Below are 16653 nucleotides of genomic sequence, written 5' to 3'. Positions count from 1 at the left end.
GTCACGATGAAAAGTGAAATCGAAAACAGCCTGGTTGCCCTTCTCAAGGGCGTACAGCATTTCGACGACGAGGTTTATCAAGAGCACCGCGAGCTCTTTGAAAGCCTTGCCGATGGCCAGTCGCCTTCCACCCTGTTCATCACCTGCTCCGACAGCCGCATCAATCCGAGCATGATCACCCAGACATCGCCGGGCGATCTCTTCATTGTGCGCAATGTCGGCAATATCGTTCCTCCGCATGGCGAAATGCTCGGTGCCGTCTCTTCGGCTATCGAGTACGCAGTGCTCGTCCTCAAGGTGAAGCACATCGTTGTGTGCGGTCACTCCAATTGCGGTGCGATGGGCGCCCTGTGCGACCTGAACAACCCGAAATTCGATGCCATGCCAACGGTACAGCGCTGGCTGCGTAACGCCGAGGCGGCCCGCGCCGCGCTTGGTCCCCTCAAGGCCGAAGATGCTGGCCCCGAGACGGTCAAGGAGCTGGCACAGCAAAACGTTCTGCTTCAGCTAGCCCATCTGCGTACCCATCCAGCCGTGGTGGGTGCCCTTGCCGCTGGCGAGATCGCATTGCAGGGCTGGTTCTACGATATCGGGTCGGGGCAGGTCGTGGTAATTGACGAGCAGACCCGTCAGGAGCGAACCGTTCGTGACGTTCTGGGCGACCTTGGCGTCAAGGTCTGATCGCTCACGACTCGTCTTTCTGGTTGTCTGGGCCTTCATCCAGACAGCCAGTGCGGCACCCGGTACATCGGTCAAACTCGCCACCGGGAATCTTGACTGGTTGACCCTGCTCCCAGCGACCAGTCCTCTCCTTCCCGACGATGTGCCCCGTCGAAACACCGATGACTGGCGAGCCCTGCGTGAGTACGCGACCCGCCTGGACGCCGATATTGTGGCGATTCAGGAAGTCAGTGACGAGACAGCCGCAAAAAAACTTTTTCCTTCCTCTGCCTATTCGATCACCCTGACCGATGCGCCAATTGCCCAGAACCTCGGGCTTGTCCTGCGCGCACCCTGGCATGTCGAGAGTGCCGCAAGCCTGGAGGCGTTTGATCGTTCATCGGCGCATGGTGGGCATGCACTTCGTCCCGCCATGGATGCCATTGTCTCCAATGGTCGGGCAAAGCTGCGTTTGCTGGTCGTGCATCTCAAATCAGGATGCTGGGATCGCAACTGGGTCGAGCACGACCATGCATGCCCGATCCTGCGCGAACAGATCCAGCTCGTGGCTAACTGGATAGAAGAGCGCGAGGATGAGAACGAACCGTACATCGTTCTGGGAGATTTCAACCGGCGCATGACGCTCACTGATCCATATTTCCGGCATATGGTCGACGCGCATGATCCAACTCTCACCACTGCGGGCCGGGCAAGCCCCTGCGAGGGGGGCTCTTACTTCATCGATCATATCCTGGTCGGTGGGCCAGCGCGCCCCTGGCTCGTTCCCGACAGCCTGCGTGTCATGACTTATGCCGGCGACACGCAGCACCTTCTTTCAGATCACTGTCCGGTATCGGTCAAACTCGCGCTGCCGTGAGACGTGTAACGCAAGCCGCTGCCTTGATCACTCGGCGAACCGGAATGTGGCCGGGAGCAAAGCGTGAACCACGCATTTAGCTCCCGCAAAGCACCCTGTTCCCGATAAGGTGAAGGGCCGGCTGGGATTGCCGTAAGCCCTGGCATTGAGCGTGGCACCACTTGAGGTAAATATCTCGATAACGCTGCCATCGACATAGATATCAAGGGAGGCACTCGGCATTTTCGGTAGAGGAGCATGATCCTCATTGCAGGAAAATTCGCCATGCGGTGTGGTCGGGTCGAAATCCAGATGCAGATAGCGATCAGTATGCGCAAAGACGATACTGCCTGGGGTCATCGCAGCGAATTGGACACGTATCCTGACCTGCGGGCCGTCGACATTCATCCCATCACTCAGGGTGCCATCGAAAATTTCCTCACCGAGCAACGCCTCCATAGCAGGATGAAGGCTGGAAGAGACCTTCCCCTCTTGGTCTGCGGTCAGGACGCGCGGGTAGGACATCACACCACTCCATCCACGTGCGGCGGCTTCCCCCGCCTGCCAGGGTTTCTCAGGAAGCCATCCCCACACGGTGCGACGCCCCTTCGCGTCGAGAAAGCTCCTCGCGGCGTAGAATCCGCCATAACCGAGCACATCCTGACGCGCTGGTATGAACTGCCCCTTCGCGTATCGACCGGTGATGACATGCACGACGGAATTGATGGAAAACACCAGAGCGTGGCAGGTACCGAGGTCAAAAAAATCAGGGCACTCGAGGACATCATCCCCTCCCCGCAGATCGGACGGCCCGTAAAAGATACGTTTGAATGACCATGTTTCCAGGTCCGCGCTCTCGTATCTGAAGATGACCCCGCCGAGACCCTCGATCTTGCTGCCTACCAGCATGACCCAGGTCTCACCCTCCTTCCATAGCTTGGGATCACGAAATCCGCCGATCTTGAGATGGTCGGGACCATTCGCCAGGAGCGGTTTTGTGCGCTGCCGCCAATGAACCATGCTCAGATCGGACGAGGCCACGCATTGAAGCTGGGGTTGGGCACGATCAAAACGAAAGCCTGTGTAGATCGCAACCGCCCGGTCCTGATCGACAACGACATCGCCAGTGAAAACGCCGTCCCTGTCGGGACCCTCTCGCTGGGGAGAGAGCGCGACCGGTTGATAGACCCAGTTGACCAGATCGTCGCTGGTTGCATGCCCCCAATGCATGTTGTCCCAGATCGCCGCCTCGGGATTCCATTGATAGAACAGGTGATACACGCCGTCTGACCATATCGGGCCACATGGATCATTCATCCAGCCTCGCGGCGCCACGAAATGACTGATGGGTCGGAAGGGGTCCGAAGCGATCATGTGATCTGGCGGAAAGCGCTGCGCCGCTACAGCCTTTGCCAGACTCCTGCCAGCAAGAAAAAAGGTCAGACCACCAATAAACGACCGGCGACCAGGCAAGTCAATATCGCAAATCCGCGAGCGACCCCGGCACAAATTTCGATCTTTCGTCTCTACATGTTCTATCCGGTCGTCCAACGTGCTTGTCTCCACCAGTAAAATATTTGACTATTAACGAACAAATACCATGGAGCCCGGACATATACCCCATGACTATCGTACACGAAGGTGACATCACGCTATCCAGATCTTACCGAACCCTCAGGAGAGGGTTTTTATCGGCCCTTGCCGCCATGAGTTTCTGCACGGGTCCGAGCGCCCATGCCTCTCCTGACACATCGCTGAACGCTTCAGGTCTTCTGCGGCTCCCGATGAAGGCCGAACTAACGAAAAGAACAACATCGTTTCAGGTAAAGAATCTCTACGCGTTCAGATTACCAGACAGTCTATCGCAAGACGTTAACTTCAGGGGGATTGTCGGTACTCTTTCGACAACAAGCACAGCGAACCCCAGTTTGCATGGTGCCGTCAATTCCGAAACCCTGTTTGGCATCGCCTATACGACGCAAGGGAACTGTCCGGTTTCAGGCCAGACGATCGGAAGCTATGCCGAGATCTATGCCCGGTTTCCTAGCCAGGGTTTGGCAGGGCTGATCGTCAAACAGGCGCGCCCAGGCAAGCAAACCTTTCCTGTAGCACTGGTTCTGCCAGAAAGGCTGCCCATGCATATCAAGCCTGGGGGATGCATCTTTGTGAGCTTTGACGGCACCGACTTCGCCAACGAGCCCTATACGATGAGCAGCGATCTGCAGCTCCTCTATGACACCGGCGCCCCACGCTGGCCTGACCAGACCTATACAGGTCTCGACTCAGAATTCATCGTTTCACCCAGCACGGCCCACGGCCCAGTGCTCAATGCCTACACGGTGCTACCGGTATCGGCCAAAGGCCCAATATATCCCGGCAAGCTGATCAGCCTTTATGGCAATGTTTCAGCTACGGCGCCTCCCGAATTTGCCAATATCCCCCACGGGCAAGGTGAATGGAGCGTGCGCGATATCGTTGCCATCTACCAGCATGGCAGTTGTGAGCGCGCTTTTCCTCACCACTCGGCTAACAAGTTCATGTGGAACGATCGGAGCGGAGGAGGAAATGCCCCCAACCCGAGTCTTGTATTAGGCCCCGACACGACCAGACTTCTCGATATGACTCTCACTGGTGACGGTCTCGACTCAGTCATGACGCAGGCGAACGCGATCAAGACGGTTCCGGCCACAGTTACGGAAGGAGACTGCGTAGCCGTTGCGATCCTTCCGAACTCGGTCAATGCGGCCATCAATGGAGCGGTCAACGTCGAGATACAGATCAAGGTGGTTTCGTCACCCTGATTCCCGTCCTGCGCAAATCCGGCCATCATCCCACCATGAGCCCTCGCGGCCGAAGAGGAAAAGCTCCACGGGACCAAATATAACTGTCCGTGGAGACGCAATCGAAAAATACAGTGTGAGACGTACCCGCTTCCCCATTCAGTTATGACAGAACAGGGAAGCACATTTATATTTCTAACCATGTTCACATCACGTGAAGGTGTTTCATCATAAGTAATGTTCCTGAACTTGCGTGATAAGCGGGCCCAGTGCTTTAATCCTCGGCACATAGAAACACTTTCCCTTCACCTTCAGAAGGGTTTGGCGCGTTCGTGTGCTCATCAGGGGAAGAGGGTCCTGCTTTATGAACGGAATATCCGGTGTCGCCACTATCACGGCAAGCTCGCATGGCTCTCCGCGCGCGGCCGGCGGCTTCAGGTCAGGCCGGCAGTGGTTCCCCTGGTGGCAGATCGACCTGGCTGAGCAAACGTGTCTTGATGGTTTTTCCCTGAGCGGATTGCAGGGCGATGAGCGCCAGCCTCCCCTGTTCACGATCCTGATTTCCGATGACGGAGAGCAGTGGTTACCCGTGTGGACCCAGGCTCTGCACGAACCCCACAACGCGCATGATTTCCAGGCGACCTTCAACCGGATTTTCGCTACGCGATATATTCGTGTGCGAGCGGACAGCTACGGGCAACTGGCTTTCGACACTCTTGCCTTCTCTACATGTGAGCCGAACGGTCATGAGCGCCCTGTCGGCGCAGCCATCGCCCTCTATCAACGGCAAGCCGCTGATTCCGTGGTCGTGTTTTCGACCCTTTTCAATGAGTCAGATGCTTTTCTAAGCCGGTATATCGACAATTTTCTCGCCTATACGCCTGAGAATGTGTGTCTAGCCCTGAATTTCCCGCGTGACCGTCAAATCCCCAGGGACGCGTGCACACGCAGCCCCCGCATACATATCTTCAATGGCCAAACCCAGAGAGAGAAATGGGGGCACACGCTCCTCATAGGGCACATCGAGGCATACGAAGAGGCCAGATCGGTATTTCCTGAATTTCGCTACTTTGCGACAATGGCTTCGAACAGCCTGCTCGTCAGACCATTTGATGTCGCTGCGGCCATCATGCAGCTGCCCCTTGCCTCCCATGTTCCGATCGCATGCGAACGAGCCTATGAGCTTGACCAGGATGTGGACCCGGTTAATCCCACCTATCATGGCACCTGGATGTGGCATCACCTCAGAAACAGCGAGGGGCTGGGTCAATACCTCAAAAACAGGCTCGAACTTGACCGTATATCGGTGACGCAGATTGAAGGCCTGTTCGCCAGGCGCGAAGAGTGGGAACAGATTCAGGAGAGACGCAACCTCATTACCGGTCTTGAGTCATTCATCTCTTTCGAAAACTTCATGGCACTTGAGGAACTTCTCCCGACCTCGATCTTCAACAGGTTTGGTAGCGGCGAATACACGCATATCTGCAGGGTACTCTGGTCGGGAACCCGCCAGACCACTGTTGAAGATCTGATAGATGTCGCACCTCATCTGCCGTCCCATCTATGCGCCATGAAATGGTTCGATCGTGCGCCAATCGCGCAGTCGACGGTGGCAGTTACCACAGACTGGGGGCGTGCCCTCGTCTCAAGGACGCATGATGAGCACACTACCCTGGCACGTTTCCAGGAAACAACACTTATCACGACGCTCCTGAACAAGATAACAAAGTCGGAACATTTCGGTCCGATTACCGACAAATGGTGGAACACGGATGCTCAAGGCAAGAGCGGGTTTCACTGGTCGATGCGTGATATTGCCTGCGAGCGTCAGCAGATCTTTCCCGAAATTCCGGGATTGCAGAGTTCGCGCGTCTCACCCGCGATCCTGTTCATGGAAGCCACGGGTCAGCTCGTCTCACTCTCCGTGTCGATGCATGAGAACAAGGAGGGAGACACAACACTGCGCATGTCCTGCAGTGCCGTCTCGAAAGATGGAAGCCCTGTTTCTGGTGTGCACCTCCAGGGCTATCTCTACCTTTCCGGAATGCAGGGTGGCTCAGTGTTTCGCATGACGGTACGCAAGGACCGCTGCGTACCGCACGACATCCTGTCCCGTACCGTGTTTTACGACGAATTCGGGTACACGGTTGACTACTCTGACCGGTTGGAACGCGATCACGAACTCGAGCGGCATTACTTCGTCCGCGAGGCACGCGGAGACGGGCTGCAGGTCTGGATTGGCCTGCCAGTATTCTGCAATGCAACGGCAGAAGTGTCCCTCGCAGTGGGACCCGACTTCAAAACAGGTCGCGAAAAGCTGAGCTGAGAGACACAACAATGAATAAAATGATCGATCTCGCGCTTGGTAGACCAGCGACGCAAAGCTCGAAACACCCGGATTTCGTGTTGCCCCTCGAGCAGATTGCCAGCGAGGGCGTCTCACGGGACGACGAAAATTCGAGCTTCCACACGGCTGCCGAATGGTTCCCCTGGTGGCAGGTCGATCTGGAGCGGCCCTGCTCGATTGACAGGATCCTGCTGATCAACACGGATTACTGGCCTGTCCGTAACCGCATGTTCACCATCCTCGTTTCGATGGATGGAAAAGCATGGGACGAAGTCTTTTCCAAAACTGATCACAGGCTCTTCGGAAGCAGTGCAGAAGAAGGCTTTGAGGTCATTCTTGATGCGACGGTTTGTGCCCGTTTCGTAAGGGTGAGGCTGGACAACTGGGACTATCTGCACTTGAAGAGCGTACGCGTGTTCGGCCAGGAACTGGATGGCGAACATCGATATCTCTCAGCAGCCCAACCTCCCTTGGCCGCTGCGCCAAAGGTGGTTTTTGCAGCCAACTACAACGAGGAGGATGAGTTCCTCCCCGTTTACCTCCAGAACTTCCTGAATTTTACAGACGAGAACTGCTTCCTCGTTGTCAATTTCCCGTCCGGGCGCACAATCCCTCCGCACCCTTTGCTGTCTCATAATCGCATCCATGTTTTCAATGGTCGCGTCGAACGCAAAAAATGGGGTGGTACCCTCCTGCTTGGACATATGGAGTCATATGGTGAAGCGCTCCATATCTTCAGCGGGTTCGAGTATTTCTGCACCTGTGCCTCGAATGGGCTCTTCATACGTCCTTTCGAGGCAGCCAAGGCCGTACAGCATGTTGCCACAGGTGCGCTCGCACCCGTTGGTATGACACGACATTATCTCATCGATGTCCCTCTTGAAGATATCCCCAGAGGCGAAGCCTGGGTTTGGGATAATCTACAGGAAGCTGAGCCCTTCAGGCGTTACCTGATTGACGAGGCCGACATCTCCCTCATTTCGATCAACCAGATCGAAGGGTTGTTTGCAGATCGCGAGGAATGGGACGCACTTTATCAGCGCATCTCAGTTCTCAGGCGTTGTGATGGCTATTTCGCAAACCCGACACAGAAAACGCTGGCGCTGGAGGAATTCCTGCCCGTCACGTTCTTCCGTCGCTTTGCCAAGGGGGAATTCACGAATATCTGCCATATGTTGTGGGAGCCAATCAGGGAATTAACCTTCCCGGACCTGCTCGAATTTACGCAGAAACTCCCCGCCCATATGTGTCAGGTCAAGTGGTTCAGCAGAAATCCTGACTCGATGCCTACCGCTGCCCTGTCCAACGGATGGAGCCGCGATCTGCTTGCTGATCTGGCGAGGGAGAAGGTTTCAGGACAGCAACACAACCGCATTCTGAACCGCGCTCTCACAGCCCATTACAACGCGGCGCTGCGAGCCCTTGAGACCTATACACCGTTGACACGCGCCTGGCGCAGTGATGCGCGCTGGGGAAGGGTGCAATGGATGGGCTCCCAGATAATCACCCATGAAACAGATCGCATCATCAAAGGCGCCGATATCTTTTCAGGCCTCCCCCTGACCGCGCACGACAGGGGCGCCGCGTGGGTCCGGATTGCTCCCCGCGTGGAGCGTGAAACCCGCATAGAGGCCATGCTCGCCGAGGACGGTGCCACGACGACACTTCATCTTGATGCCGTGCCTCAATACGGTCACCCGGGCGAACATGGGTGGAGCGAAGCTTGGGCGGTCCTCTTTCTATCTGCCCTGCAGGACGACAGGGCAGAGGTATTCCGGATCAGCCTCACCAGACCCTTCGAACACAGTCACGAGCAACTGCTGATGAACGTCCGGCGCTCGAATGGCTCCAATGATGAAGCATGGCTACCCATTCTGCAGGAAGACGACGGCGACAAACGTCATTTCTATTATCTGCGCCCAGAATGCCAGAAAGGTGAGATATGGCTGGGTATACCGATGTTCCATAGCACCTCCATCAAGCTGGAGCTGAGTTTCGGGATCGCGCCAGTCTGAGTACGGAAACTACTCTCCCTTCGGGCATCTATCGGCCCGAAGGGACTGCCCTGAATCAGTTGTGTACCGCGGCCTCGCATCACACGCTTCGATCCTGCCACTACCGCGAGCTCACTACTGTGAGCCACTCCGGGGCAGCGTATGACGGACCTCACTCATGCAGCACACTTCCGTACAGATCGCAGTGACCGGGCCTGTCGAACGGATTATGCTGCCGCCGGATCAAGCCGCAGGAGTCTCGTATGCGCTATCGCAGTCTCGGCCGATCGGGCCTCATGGTTTCCGCCCTTGGCCTCGGCTGCAACAATCTTGGCGGACGCATAGACCAGAAACAGTCAACCACGCTGGTTCACGCGGCGCTCGATCAGGGTGTGACGCTATTTGATGTGGCCGATGTCTATGGCCGTCGCGATGCCTATGCAGGCGCGTCCGAAGAGGCTCTGGGCAAGGCCCTGACCGGCAAGCGTTCCCAAGCCATCATCGCCACAAAATTCGGCATGAAAATGTGTTCGGGCGATGATCCGTCTGCCCAGCACTCCGGGGCATCGCGGCGCTATATTCTTGAGGCGGTGGAAGCCAGCCTGAAACGCCTTGGGACCGACTGGATCGACCTCTATCAACTCCACTCTCCTGATCCACGCACCCCGCTTGAAGAGACGCTTCACACACTCGACAGCCTCGTGACGGCGGGCAAGATCCGCTATGCTGGCGTTTCCAACCTGCCGGCGTGGCAGGTGGCCGATGCCTGTCATATCGCAAGGCGGGATAATCTGGCCGGTATCATCAGCTGTCAGGACGAGCTGTCGCTCCTGGCCAGATCGGCCGGGAAAGAGCTCCTCCCTGCCCTGACGCATTTCGGTCTGGGCCTGCTCCCCTACTTTCCCCTGGCTTCGGGCATGCTGACCGGAAAATATCGCAGGGATGCACCACCACCTGAAGGATCACGTCTGGCAGCCTGGACCTATCTACAGGAGCGCTATCGTGATCCCGCCACATGGTCCCTTATCGAGGCACTGGCAGAGCTGGCAGCACGTCATGAACGTTCGATGGCCGATCTCGCTTTCGGCTGGCTGCTGCACAAGCCACAGATCGGCAGCGTGATTGCAGGCGCCACATCAACGGCGCAACTCGAAGCCAACATAGCGTCCTGCGCAGCCCCTCTGGACGAACCGCTGCTCGAAGCCCTCGAACATCTGCTCGAAGAACACGGAGCACCCTCATGACCAGTGCCAGACACCCGGTAGACGCTCCCTGGAGCGTCACCGCGCTCTTACCGGACATTCAGGTAACCTGCCACGAGGCCCCGACTCTGGTCGATCCCGAGCTTGAGATGGGCATCGAGACAGTGTGGCAAGAGGCGTTGAAGAAACACCCCAGGCTCTACAATGGCCGCGTATTTTGCCTCTCGCAGCTGCAGCACGACCGGTTGGACGGGTTCTGGTGCGAATATCGCTGGGTTCTGGCCCAGATGCGCGCGCCAGAACTGGCCGTCAGGCTCCAGCTGAGATCGCTCGCCGTCACCGGGCTCCTTGTCTGCCGCGACGGCATCGTTCTGGGCCGACGTAACCCGAACTCGCTTTATCTGCCCGGTTTCTGGCAAGGTGTGCCCGCCGGCAGCGTCGAGGCCCGCAGCGAAAAGGATCCGATCGACCTTCGCGCCCAGCTCCTCGCCGAACTCGAGGAAGAAATCGGCCTGACCGACGCGGTCACTCTGTCCGGTCCGTTACTGGCCTGCGAACATGACACCACCCATATCGTCGATCTCGGCTTTCGCATCGATACTAATCTCCCCTTCGAGGCCATTCGCGAGGCCTGGCAGAAAAAGGCCAATGACGAATACGACCAGCTTGAATGTCATGCGCTGGATCGCATTGATCTGATCAGCCCGCAGGTATTGCCGACAACCCGCGCCATGATGGAGCGCCTTGCCCAATGAGCACCTATCGCCCCCTCACAGCGTCAAGCCTTATCGATTATCTCGCGACACACCCTGCCCTTGCCGCCCGCCTTGGTGGTGAGGCCGCAAGCTGGACTGCCCGCGAGGTCAGTGACGGCAATCTCAACACGGTGTTCATCGTATCAGGGCCGGCTGGCAGCATGTGCTGCAAGCAGTCCCTGCCCTATGTGCGCGTCGATCCCGCCTGGGCCATGCCACTTGAGCGAAATCTCTTCGAGGCGCGCTGGATGCAGAGCGTCACGGGTGCGGTGGGTCATCAGATACCGGCGCTCTATCATCTCGATGAAGGGCTTTTCCTGATTGTGATGGAAAACCTCGCGACGCATCACGTCCTGCGTACCGCCCTGATTGCCGGTACCGCACCGGCCGGTTTTGCCGCCCGTATTGGCGAGTTTGTCGGTCGTACCGGCTTTGCCACGTCATGGCGTGCCCTGCCCTTCGAGGACGTGCACGCCTTGCGTGATGTGTTCTCCCGCAATCTGGCCCTCACGCGCATCACGGTCGATCTGGTGCTGACAGACCCCTACCAGAATGACTGCGCACGCAATCGCTGGCTCAGCCCGGAGCTCGACGACGTTGTGGCCTCGATTCAAAGCGACGCCAGCCTGCATGCAGCGGTCGAACGCCTGCAGGAGCGCTTCCTTTCGACGGGGCAAGCCTTGCTTCATGGTGATCTGCATACCGGGTCCGTCATGATCAATGGCGACGATGTCCGTGTGATCGATGGCGAATTCTCGCTTTATGGCCCGATTGGCTTCGATATCGGGATGTTCATCGCGAATCTGGTGATGAATGCCTGCGCGCAACCCGAGCATGATGAGTGGATGCGCGACGAGATCACCCTGCTGTGGTCCGGATTCAAACGCGCCTATCTGGGGGCATGGAAGGCACCGGGAGCGAAAGGTGATCTTGGCGCATTGACAGGGAACCAGCCTGAAAGTGCTGAATATGCGCGATTCTTCCAGCAGGTCATGCATGATGCGGCTGGTTTTGCCGGTCTTGAGATGATCCGGCGCACCATAGGCTTCGCCCAGATCGATGATTATGACTCAGCGCCGGACCGTCAGAGCCAGGTCGAGGCCAGGCGACGCGCCCTGACGACTGGCCGAGGCCTGATCCAGCGCGCAGGGCAGACCGGGACGATCGAGACGTTCCTCGATCATATCTGACCGCCAGATCGTATGGTGGGCCAGAACAGGGCCCACAGACGAACCGAATACTCTCGATCAGGCCTTGCGGTAGGCGCGGTCGAACCAGACGAGACCTGAGGCCTCTTCGCGTGCAAACTCGGCGCAGAGGGGCTCGACGAAGAAAACGCTATGCGTACCGATTTCCTGTGTCAGGCTGATGCGACATTCCAGTGTGACCAGCGCCCCTTCAAGAAGTGGCATGCCGAGCTCGCCTTTGCGCCACGCACCACTGGCGAAGCGGGTCTCCATGTCATAGCGCGAGCTGCCGAACAGGGTTGAGAGCGCTTCCTGCTCGTGAGCCAGGATATTGATGGCCAGCATGTTGTGACGCACCAGATGCGCATGGGTCGACGCCGAACGATTGACGCATACGAGCAGCGTCGCCGGGTCATCGGACACGCTGCATACCGCAGAGGCCGTGAAGCCGTGACGACCATTCTCGCCGTCCGTGGTGATGATGGTCACGGCACTGGCCAGTCGCGCCATCGCATCGCGGAATATTTCTTTGGACAGAGGGGCACGATCCGGCATCGTTCTGGCTCCTGGAATGTTTGTGTGAACCCGTATGCGGCAATTTCACGTGGCTGCAAGGGGGCAGAGCAGATTTCCACGGCCGGGTCACGGTTTGATGCCTTGCCCCCGAAGTGGTTCTCTGAGATATAATTACACGATCAGCGTGGATAGTTTATAAACCACGCCAGTCTCAGTTCAAGCAAGGCGGAATGGTGGATGAAACGGGCGATACGCATAGGCGCCGGAGAAGCTCTGGTGCTGACAGCTAACAGATTGCTGGATGGCCACATCGTATGGCGTGATGCCAGCGGCGCCTGGCAGCGTTCCATCGCCCATGCCGCCATTCTTGCCCCCGAGAACTACGAATCGGCGCTCGAAAACGCCATACAATCGGCACAGAACGATGGTGTCGTCGGTGTTTACGAAGTTGTCGTGCGCCCGGCGAAGGTCGCTGAGCCAGTGAGCGTGCGCGAGCGTATCCGGGCCTTTGGCCCCACGGTTCACCCCCAGTTTGCCACGGAGTTGGACGCATGAACGCGCCTGTCGGTCTTTATCAGTATCAAACGGCTGATCGTGAGTTTCTCGCCTCCCGCATCGCGGAATTCGAAGGGCAGGTGCAACGACGCCTGAGTGGTGAGCTGAGCGAGGATGAGTTCAAGCCGCTTCGTCTCATGAACGGGCTCTATCTTCAGCTTCATGCCTATATGCTGCGTGTCGCCATCCCCTATGGCGTGCTGGACTCCCGCCAGATGCGCAAGCTGGCCCATATCGGCCGTCATTACGACCGCGATTATGGCCACTTCACCACGCGACAGAACATCCAGTTCAACTGGATCAAGCTGGAGAACACGCCGGAGATCCTGCGTCAGCTTTCCGATGTCGACATGCATGCCATCCAGACCAGCGGCAACTGCATACGCAACGTCACCTGCGACCAGTTTGCCGGCGCTGCCGCCGACGAACTGATGGATCCACGCGTCCATGCAGAGATCCTGCGCCAGTGGTCCACGCTGCATCCCGAATTCACGTTCCTTCCGCGCAAGTTCAAGATCGCCATTTCCGGAAGCCCTCAGGACCGGGTCGCGGCACGCTTCCACGATATCGGCATACTGGCACGCCCCGGCGAGAATGGCCCCCTCTTTCGCATCTTCGTCGGTGGTGGTCTGGGGCGTACCCCGCTGGTTGGGCATGAACTGTTCGATGCCGTGCCCGAAGCGGATCTGTTGATGACCCTCGAAGCCATTTTGCGCGTCTATAACGCCTATGGCCGGCGCGATAACATCTACAAGGCCCGTATCAAGATACTCGTGCAGGCGCTGGGTGTGGATGGCTATCGCGATGCCGTCAGGCAGGAACTGGCCCGCATGGACCCCACCCATTATCGTCTTGCCCCGGAAATTGTGGCGGCCATACGGGCGCGCTTTGCAGCCCCCGATCTGACGGTCGCGCCAGGTGGAGAGGAAACACTCAGGCAGGATCGCGCCAATCACCCGGATTTCGATCGATGGGTACGCAGCAATACCATGCCCCATTTCGCCCCCGGGCGGATTGCCGTGACAGTTTCCATCAAGCCGGCTGGCGGTATTCCGGGCGACGCAACCTCGGACCAGATGGACCGTCTGGCTGACCTCGCGGACCAGTTCTCTTTCGGTGAACTCCGTATCACCCATCTGCAGAATGTCGTGCTGGCCCATGTGGCGCAGGATCGGCTGCTCTCCCTGTGGCAGGCGCTCTGCGAGATCGGTCTGGGCGATGCCAATAACGAATTGATCGGCGATATCGTGGCCTGCCCCGGCCTTGATTACTGTGCACTGGCCAATGCCCGCTCGATACCGATCGCACAGAAACTCAGTGCTCGTTTCGCCGACAATGCCCTTCAGGAAGAAATCGGCAAGCTGCGCATCAACATTTCGGGCTGTATCAATGCCTGCGGCCATCACCATGTCGGGCATATCGGCCTGCTTGGGGTGGATAAACGCGGTGAGGAGTTCTTCCAGATCACCCTTGGCGGGCGCGATGACGACAAGTCGCGCACGGGCGACATTCTTGGTGCGGCCCTGCCGGAAGACGACATGGTGGATGCCATCGCACGTATCGTCGATCGCTATCTCAGCGTTCGGGAAAAAGGCGAGCAGTTCCTCGACACTCTGACCCGTCTTGGTGACGCCCCCTTCAAGGAAGCGGCTTATGAAACTGTTTGAACTGGCCCCTGCGCGCCACCCGGCCCCCAGGACGCTCGATATCATCCCGGTAGCGGAGATGACCGAATGCACGCGGGCCATCCGACTCTCACCGGAATTCGACGTCGAGACGCTTGGGACCGCCATCGATCATCTTGATCTGATTGTCATCACCTTTCCCATTTTCAGGGACGGACGCGGTTTCACGCAGGCGCGCGCCCTGCGCGAGTATTTCGGTTTTGCGGGCGAGATCCGTGCAGAGGGTCATCTGATCCCTGATCAGGCCCAGTTCCTGCGCAGTTGCGGCGTGGACAATGTGCAGCTTGCCGATGACGCCGACACGACACCGTGGCTGCGGGCGCTCTCGCTCTTTCCTGTGACCTATCAGGCCCGCCTCGGCCTGCGCTGAACACGATGCTGCGCCGGGGGAGGATCGCTCCCCGGCGCGCTTTGAGAGACTCGTCCCGAAGGCGCGTGGTTGTCAGAAGCGGTAATTCGCCCAGCCAGCCACGAAATCCGAGCTGGTATAACCCGCCCGTGTCAGGGCAGGCCCTGCCTGACGATGCTCATAACGCCCCGTGAAGCTCAAACGGGGTGTCCATGTCCAGACGGCCTGAGCGCGGGTGGACTGCGCCACGCGATAGGCCTTCGTGTTCTGCGTTCCTGCGAAAGCCGAGCCATTGGCCCGATAGACGGCATCGTTCAGGCTCGCTTTCCAGGCAAACTGATGCTCAAGCGTGAGACGCAGGCTCTCTATGGGTGAGACCGTGACGTTCGGCGCCAGCGCCACCAGATTGGTGGGCGTCAGGAAGAGCTGGTAGCTGTAATAGATATTGTTGCCAAAAGGTGCGAGCGCACTGCGCAATGTGCCTTTGCCATAGGCCCCTCCGCCACTTGCATAATCGACGTGAAAGCCGATTCTTGGCGCGGTAGGCTTCGCCCCGAGACGCCATGTCTGCGCGAGAAAGAACTGCCAGGCTGCAATTGTACGGCCATCATAATGGCCCCCCTGATAATTCCCCACCCAGTCGATGGTCAGACGCTGGACATCTCCCCAGAGCCTCATGCCATAATACATCCGGTCCTCACGTGCGGGGGCGCCCCCCAGACAGCGCGCCGGTTGCGCAGACGCCAGACAAACGGATCGAGATAGAGCTTCGATTTCCCCAGGAAATCATGGGGGATGACAAGCCCTCCGGTCCCCCCTGAGAAGCGTATGCCGCGATCAATCACATCGTCTCGCGCACCGCCCCGGCCGAGACTTGTGTAGCGGAAATCAAAAAAGTCGCCGCGTATGATCTTGCCGCGCACCCAGAACCGCGTACCGTTGAGGACGAAACGCAGCGTGTTGTTATCGCGCTGCGAGGTCATCAAATTGGCGCCATCGGTAAATTCCTGCCGGCCATAGCGTGCCCCCAGATGAACACGGGACAGCGGCACATTCGCCTCGGCGAAATACTGCTGCAGCAGAAGCTTGTTACGCATGCTGGCAGCCGGCACGCCGATATTGGGCCCGGATATTCCGCCATGCGCCAGCTCGCCAAACGCACGGAAATAACGCGTGACATGCAGATCGGCCCCCCCCACCAGGCGCATAATATCCTGTCTCTGCAGAGGGCCCTTCTTCAGATTAGGGTTGCTGGTCTGGTTGAGCCGAAGGCGCATTTCCCCCGACAGGGTAAGATAGATAGTCTGGGCAGGGTTAAGGGGCAGAAATTTCAGACGATCCAGCCAGTCGCGCCGGTTTTTCGCATAGCGCATCCGGCTCCAGTCCTCAGCCCAGCGCGACAGGTTGTAGCCCGAGGTCGTCAGCCCATCGCCCGCTGCGGGAGCAGGATAGGTGGTCACGGCAGGCTCGGCCGGTGCGCGGGTCTGGAAGGGGTCAGGTGCCGGGTTATAACCGACAGAGAGCGCCTGCATGGAAGCTTTCGGCGAGGATGTTTGACCCCACTTCGCAACCTGTGCGCCAGCCGACGCCTTTGCCTGCGGACTTACCGGCGAAACGGGCCCCGAACTGCCCGCATTGGCGCTATCAGGATGCAATACCCTCCCGCGCGCTATCATGGGCCCCTGCGGCTGAGCCCCCGCCAAGGCAGGCTGCACGCAAAGCGCCGACGAGAGACAAAGCAGGGCCGGCAGACAGCGTCTGTTAAAG

15 protein-coding genes are annotated in these 16653 nt (G+C 58.3%); 11 read left to right on the top strand and 4 right to left on the bottom strand.

Translation table 11 applies throughout. The annotated features are described in order from the left end of the window. The first annotated feature begins 6 nt into the window (after window positions 1-6). Together F3J08_RS06645 and F3J08_RS06640 are read left to right on the top strand one after the other, a co-directional pair. Window positions 7-681 carry a carbonic anhydrase gene (locus tag F3J08_RS06645; RefSeq protein WP_166928878.1) on the top strand — a complete coding sequence of 225 codons (675 nt, stop codon included), beginning with the start codon at window positions 7-9 and terminating at the stop codon, window positions 679-681. Continuing rightward, window positions 647-1537: an endonuclease/exonuclease/phosphatase family protein gene (locus tag F3J08_RS06640; protein WP_370458678.1), complete on the top strand. Its 891-nt coding sequence runs from the start codon at window positions 647-649 to the stop codon at window positions 1535-1537. The genes F3J08_RS06645 and F3J08_RS06640 overlap by 35 nt, the downstream gene beginning before the upstream one ends. A 27-nt stretch (window positions 1538-1564) precedes the next feature. Here F3J08_RS06640 and F3J08_RS06635 read toward each other — a convergent pair whose 3' ends face one another. Further along, window positions 1565-2890: a glycoside hydrolase family 32 protein gene (locus tag F3J08_RS06635; protein WP_166928877.1), complete on the bottom strand. Its 1326-nt coding sequence runs from the start codon at window positions 2888-2890 to the stop codon at window positions 1565-1567. A gap of 248 nt (window positions 2891-3138) precedes the next feature. Here F3J08_RS06635 and F3J08_RS06630 point away from each other — a divergent pair, with 248 nt between their 5' ends. From F3J08_RS06630 to mtnK, 6 genes are all read left to right on the top strand, one after another. Then, window positions 3139-4317 (top strand): hypothetical protein, encoded by a 1179-nt coding sequence (locus tag F3J08_RS06630; protein ID WP_166928876.1) that lies wholly within the window; start codon window positions 3139-3141, stop codon window positions 4315-4317. A 343-nt stretch (window positions 4318-4660) separates the two neighbouring features. Then, window positions 4661-6622 carry a discoidin domain-containing protein gene (locus F3J08_RS06625; protein ID WP_166928875.1) on the top strand — a complete coding sequence of 654 codons (1962 nt, stop codon included), beginning with the start codon at window positions 4661-4663 and terminating at the stop codon, window positions 6620-6622. Window positions 6623-6633: 11 nt separating this feature from the next. Continuing rightward, the gene (locus F3J08_RS06620; RefSeq protein WP_166928874.1) at window positions 6634-8658 is read left to right on the top strand and encodes a discoidin domain-containing protein; all 2025 of its coding nucleotides are present in this window, start codon (window positions 6634-6636) and stop codon (window positions 8656-8658) included. Window positions 8659-8900: 242 nt separating this feature from the next. After that, complete coding sequence (locus F3J08_RS06615) at window positions 8901-9881, top strand: aldo/keto reductase (RefSeq protein WP_166928873.1); 981 nt, start codon at window positions 8901-8903, stop codon at window positions 9879-9881. Continuing rightward, complete coding sequence (locus F3J08_RS06610; RefSeq protein WP_166928872.1) at window positions 9878-10594, top strand: hypothetical protein; 717 nt, start codon at window positions 9878-9880, stop codon at window positions 10592-10594. The genes F3J08_RS06615 and F3J08_RS06610 overlap by 4 nt, the downstream gene beginning before the upstream one ends. Next, window positions 10591-11784: an S-methyl-5-thioribose kinase gene (mtnK, locus tag F3J08_RS06605; RefSeq protein WP_166928871.1), complete on the top strand. Its 1194-nt coding sequence runs from the start codon at window positions 10591-10593 to the stop codon at window positions 11782-11784. The genes F3J08_RS06610 and mtnK overlap by 4 nt, the downstream gene beginning before the upstream one ends. Before the next feature lie 57 nt (window positions 11785-11841). On the opposite strand, the gene F3J08_RS06600 is transcribed toward mtnK, so the two are convergent. Beyond that, a complete protein-coding gene (locus F3J08_RS06600) occupies window positions 11842-12336 on the bottom strand; it encodes a flavin reductase family protein (RefSeq protein ID WP_122039384.1) in 495 nt (164 codons plus the stop codon). 198 nt (window positions 12337-12534) lie between these two features. On the opposite strand from F3J08_RS06600, the gene F3J08_RS06595 reads away from it, so the two are divergent. From F3J08_RS06595 to F3J08_RS06585, 3 genes are read left to right on the top strand one after another with little or no spacing between them, the layout of a single operon-like run. Continuing rightward, a complete protein-coding gene (locus F3J08_RS06595; RefSeq protein ID WP_062164463.1) occupies window positions 12535-12852 on the top strand; it encodes a DUF2849 domain-containing protein in 318 nt (105 codons plus the stop codon). Further along, window positions 12849-14519 (top strand): nitrite/sulfite reductase, encoded by a 1671-nt coding sequence (locus F3J08_RS06590; protein WP_166928870.1) that lies wholly within the window; start codon window positions 12849-12851, stop codon window positions 14517-14519. Before F3J08_RS06595 ends, F3J08_RS06590 begins: the two co-directional genes overlap by 4 nt. Then, the gene (locus F3J08_RS06585) at window positions 14506-14907 is read left to right on the top strand and encodes a DUF934 domain-containing protein (RefSeq protein WP_166928869.1); all 402 of its coding nucleotides are present in this window, start codon (window positions 14506-14508) and stop codon (window positions 14905-14907) included. Before F3J08_RS06590 ends, F3J08_RS06585 begins: the two co-directional genes overlap by 14 nt. 72 nt (window positions 14908-14979) lie before the next feature. On the opposite strand, the gene F3J08_RS16935 is transcribed toward F3J08_RS06585, so the two are convergent. Continuing rightward, the gene (locus tag F3J08_RS16935; RefSeq protein WP_205206773.1) at window positions 14980-15564 is read right to left on the bottom strand and encodes an alginate export family protein; all 585 of its coding nucleotides are present in this window, start codon (window positions 15562-15564) and stop codon (window positions 14980-14982) included. Then, window positions 15561-16418 (bottom strand): hypothetical protein, encoded by an 858-nt coding sequence (locus F3J08_RS16930; RefSeq protein ID WP_205206771.1) that lies wholly within the window; start codon window positions 16416-16418, stop codon window positions 15561-15563. Before F3J08_RS16930 ends, F3J08_RS16935 begins: the two co-directional genes overlap by 4 nt. Window positions 16419-16653 lie beyond the last annotated feature (235 nt).

This window comes from Asaia sp. As-1742, from assembly GCF_011753235.1.
GTDB lineage: Bacteria > Pseudomonadota > Alphaproteobacteria > Acetobacterales > Acetobacteraceae > Asaia > Asaia bogorensis_B.
Note: the sequence above shows the minus strand (reverse complement) of the source record. Positions and strands in the feature narration are given on the sequence as shown.

What these genes read in the sequence shown, in the direction of transcription:
- F3J08_RS16935 (WP_205206773.1), bottom strand. Translation starts at nt 15,564, where the DNA reads ATGAGGCTCTGGGGAGATGTCCAGCGTCTGACCATCGACTGGGTGGGG.
- F3J08_RS06595 (WP_062164463.1), top strand. Translation starts at nt 12,535, where the DNA reads ATGAAACGGGCGATACGCATAGGCGCCGGAGAAGCTCTGGTGCTGACA.
- F3J08_RS06625 (WP_166928875.1), top strand. Translation starts at nt 4,661, where the DNA reads ATGAACGGAATATCCGGTGTCGCCACTATCACGGCAAGCTCGCATGGC.
- F3J08_RS06590 (WP_166928870.1), top strand. Translation starts at nt 12,849, where the DNA reads ATGAACGCGCCTGTCGGTCTTTATCAGTATCAAACGGCTGATCGTGAG.
- F3J08_RS06610 (WP_166928872.1), top strand. Translation starts at nt 9,878, where the DNA reads ATGACCAGTGCCAGACACCCGGTAGACGCTCCCTGGAGCGTCACCGCG.
- F3J08_RS06585 (WP_166928869.1), top strand. Translation starts at nt 14,506, where the DNA reads ATGAAACTGTTTGAACTGGCCCCTGCGCGCCACCCGGCCCCCAGGACG.
- F3J08_RS06600 (WP_122039384.1), bottom strand. Translation starts at nt 12,336, where the DNA reads ATGCCGGATCGTGCCCCTCTGTCCAAAGAAATATTCCGCGATGCGATG.
- F3J08_RS06630 (WP_166928876.1), top strand. Translation starts at nt 3,139, where the DNA reads ATGACTATCGTACACGAAGGTGACATCACGCTATCCAGATCTTACCGA.
- F3J08_RS06645 (WP_166928878.1), top strand. Translation starts at nt 7, where the DNA reads ATGAAAAGTGAAATCGAAAACAGCCTGGTTGCCCTTCTCAAGGGCGTA.
- F3J08_RS06635 (WP_166928877.1), bottom strand. Translation starts at nt 2,890, where the DNA reads ATGATCGCTTCGGACCCCTTCCGACCCATCAGTCATTTCGTGGCGCCG.
- mtnK (WP_166928871.1), top strand. Translation starts at nt 10,591, where the DNA reads ATGAGCACCTATCGCCCCCTCACAGCGTCAAGCCTTATCGATTATCTC.
- F3J08_RS06615 (WP_166928873.1), top strand. Translation starts at nt 8,901, where the DNA reads ATGCGCTATCGCAGTCTCGGCCGATCGGGCCTCATGGTTTCCGCCCTT.
- F3J08_RS06620 (WP_166928874.1), top strand. Translation starts at nt 6,634, where the DNA reads ATGAATAAAATGATCGATCTCGCGCTTGGTAGACCAGCGACGCAAAGC.
- F3J08_RS16930 (WP_205206771.1), bottom strand. Translation starts at nt 16,418, where the DNA reads ATGCAGGCGCTCTCTGTCGGTTATAACCCGGCACCTGACCCCTTCCAG.